Source organism: Acidisoma sp. 7E03 (assembly GCF_054665075.1).
Genome location: NZ_BAAFHE010000042.1, coordinates 1 through 2,685 on the forward strand (window position 1 = coordinate 1; position 2,685 = coordinate 2,685).

Here is a 2,685-nt window from a genome sequence, read left to right on the forward strand (position 1 = left end):
CTATGATCGCCCACTCTTGGTCCGTCAGATCGCCACGCACGCGCCAGCCTCCGCAAAGGCCAGCTTTGAATCACGAACGGCCCTCGCAGGAAAGCCCTTTTGTCAACAGATCCTAGCATAGGCTGATCCAGATGCTAGTCGGTTAGGTAACGAGTTTGGGAACTTCGGGCCCTCTCAATGCGGCGCTGTTTTGTGACAAGACCTCGGGAAAATGAACGGACCGGGAGACGAGGAAGCCGGTGCCGCATCGGAGATGCCCGCCGCAAGGGTCGCGCGGGACGGGCCCGCGCGCCCGGCTTCGCCGGCTGAGGCCCTTGCCCCGGGCATCCCGCCGCGGCCGCGGGGAAGGGTCTCGCAGGAAAAATCGCGAGACGGAACCCTCTGAAGGAGCCGACAATGACTGAACTCCGCAGCGTCAATCCTCGCGATCTCAAGGCCAATCCCGACAATCCCCGCAAGTTCGGCGTGTTTCCGCACGAGGACCAGCAGCTGGTCGCGTCCATTCGCGCCATCGGCATCGTCCAGCCGCCGCTCGTGCGCGAAGCGGATGGCGCCTTGCTCATCGTCGCGGGTCACCGCCGCGTGGCCGCGGCGATTGAAGCCGATCTCCCGATGATCAATGTCATCGTGACCGACAGCACCGATACCTCGACGGCGATGGAAGCGCTTTCGGAGAACATGGTCCGGGCACCCATGAACCGGGTCGACGTTTGGCGGGCCGTGCAGAAGCTGGAGACCCTGGGCTGGCAGGAACAGGCGATCGCCGACGCTTTGGCCTTCAGCGTACGGGGCCTTCGTGGCATCAAGCTTCTCGCCCATATCCATCCTCCGATGCTCGACGCGCTCGCCGTCAGCATTGCCAAGGACGAACTCCTCCGCGTCATCGGCTGCGCGACGCTCGAGGAGCAGGCGCAGGTCTGGAAAAAGCACAAGCCCAAGAAGGGCGAGGCGGCCAATTGGTTCGCGATCGCCAATGCGCTTTCCAAGCGGCGCATCCCGTTCTCGGCGGCGAAGTTCGATGACGCGCTCGCTGCGAAATATGGCGTGGTCTGGGAGGAAGACCTTTTCATGCCCGCCGGGGACGAGAACCGCTACACGACGAACGTGGACGGGTTCTTTGGTGCGCAACAGGAGTGGCTTGAGGGACACCTCCCCAAGAACGGCGTGCTTCTGCCGCAGGATGACCATGGCCACCCGACCCTGCCGAAAAAGGCGCAGCGGGTCTGGGGGAAGCCTGCGAAGGGGGACATGACCGGCCATTATCTCGATCCCCGCACGGCTGAGGTCGAGACCATCGTCTACCGGATGCCCGCCGAACCGAAGGCGAGCAAGGCGAAAGGCGGGACCGCGGAGGCTCCGGAGATTCCGGTCAAAGCGCCTCGCCCGGATGTCACCCAGAAGGGTCAGGGCATCATCGGCGACCTGCGCACCGACGCCCTGCACGAATCTCTGCTTCAGGATCCGGCCTCCGACATCACGCTGATCGGTCTGCTGGTGCTGACGCTCGGAGGCCGCAACGTCTCCATCCAGAGCCCCCTCAGCTTCGGCCGCTTCGACCGCGAGGCGACCTGGGGCCGCATCGCGGCGGGCGGCGTGCTGACCCAGGATCACGATGCCATTCGGCAGGCGGCGCGCGAGATCCTGGCGCAAACCCTCTCCTGCCGCGAGGGCATGTCCAACAGCGGGGTGGGCGCGCTGATCGCCGCGGCTGCCATCGGCGCCGATCTCCGGCTGCCCAGCATGGCAACGGAGGACTTCCTCTCCTGCCTTTCTCGGCAGGCGCTGGAACGCGAAGCCGCGGCCAACGGGCTGCGGGTCGAAGCGCGGGTCAAGGACACCCGTGCCAACATGGTCAGCCATTTCGCGGACGCGACCTGGGTCTATCCGGGCGCGACCTTCGCGCTCACCCAGGACCAGATCGACGCCATCGAAACCGGGGACAAGACCTCCGGACCCGAGGATGACCTGGATGGCGAGGACGAAGCCTCGTCCGAAGAGGGAGACGACGGCTACGCGGAATTCGCCGACGCCGCCGATTGAGCAGAACGCCCGGCCGCCTCGAGCGGCCGGGCCCCACCCCTCAGACATGGAGCTCGATCATGACCCATATCCGTCCCCATCGGGGCGAGCGGGCGGCGCGCGCCTGCGCCCCGCACGCCCTCTCCATCGGTCAATCACCGATCGCTATCGGCCCTCGCCGCATCCAGGCCACCACAACCGAGATGCGGGCCGAAATCGCCGCGCTTGAGGCAGACTGGGCAGCGGAATCAGAAAAGGCCGCAGCGCGGTCGCTCGGGAACGTTGACCGCCTCGGAGCGCGCCAGACCTGGGACCGTGCGACCTGGACCCGCTATTTCGCGGCGTCGGTGGAATGCCAGGACCTCTACCTGCCCCGTCTGCGCCGTCTCTATGCCGAGGTGGAGCGCCTGGAGCAGCTTGGCGACGCCGAGGTGCCTTCCGCGCGAAGGGCCGCATAACGAGCGCGCCTTTTTGCGTCGGATCAGCAAGCGATCACTGACGGCGACAGCTGACGATTGCGCCCGGCTGTATGCAGTGATATCATGATATCAACACAGGGGGTGCGGATGGCCCAGCTTATCGTCAGAGGCTTGGACGATGATATCAAGCGACGGCTGCAGCAGCGTGCCGAAGCTGGCAAACGCAGCCTTGAAGCGGAGGTGCGGG

The 2,685-nt window shown here is 65.7% G+C and carries 3 protein-coding genes; all 3 read left to right on the forward strand.

The window, feature by feature from the left end; all coding sequences use genetic code 11:
- Window positions 1-396 precede the first annotated feature (396 nt).
- Window positions 397-2,040: a ParB/RepB/Spo0J family partition protein gene (locus tag ACYQ6W_RS22520; protein WP_459678519.1), complete on the forward strand. Its 1,644-nt coding sequence runs from the start codon at window positions 397-399 to the stop codon at window positions 2,038-2,040.
- Between the two features lie 59 nt (window positions 2,041-2,099).
- Window positions 2,100-2,477, forward strand: a complete 378-nt coding sequence (locus ACYQ6W_RS22525; RefSeq protein ID WP_459678520.1) for a hypothetical protein — start codon at window positions 2,100-2,102, stop codon at window positions 2,475-2,477.
- 108 nt (window positions 2,478-2,585) lie between these two features.
- Window positions 2,586-2,685, forward strand: a 100-nt coding sequence (locus ACYQ6W_RS22530; protein WP_459678521.1) for a FitA-like ribbon-helix-helix domain-containing protein, incomplete at its 3' end; no start/stop codon positions are given.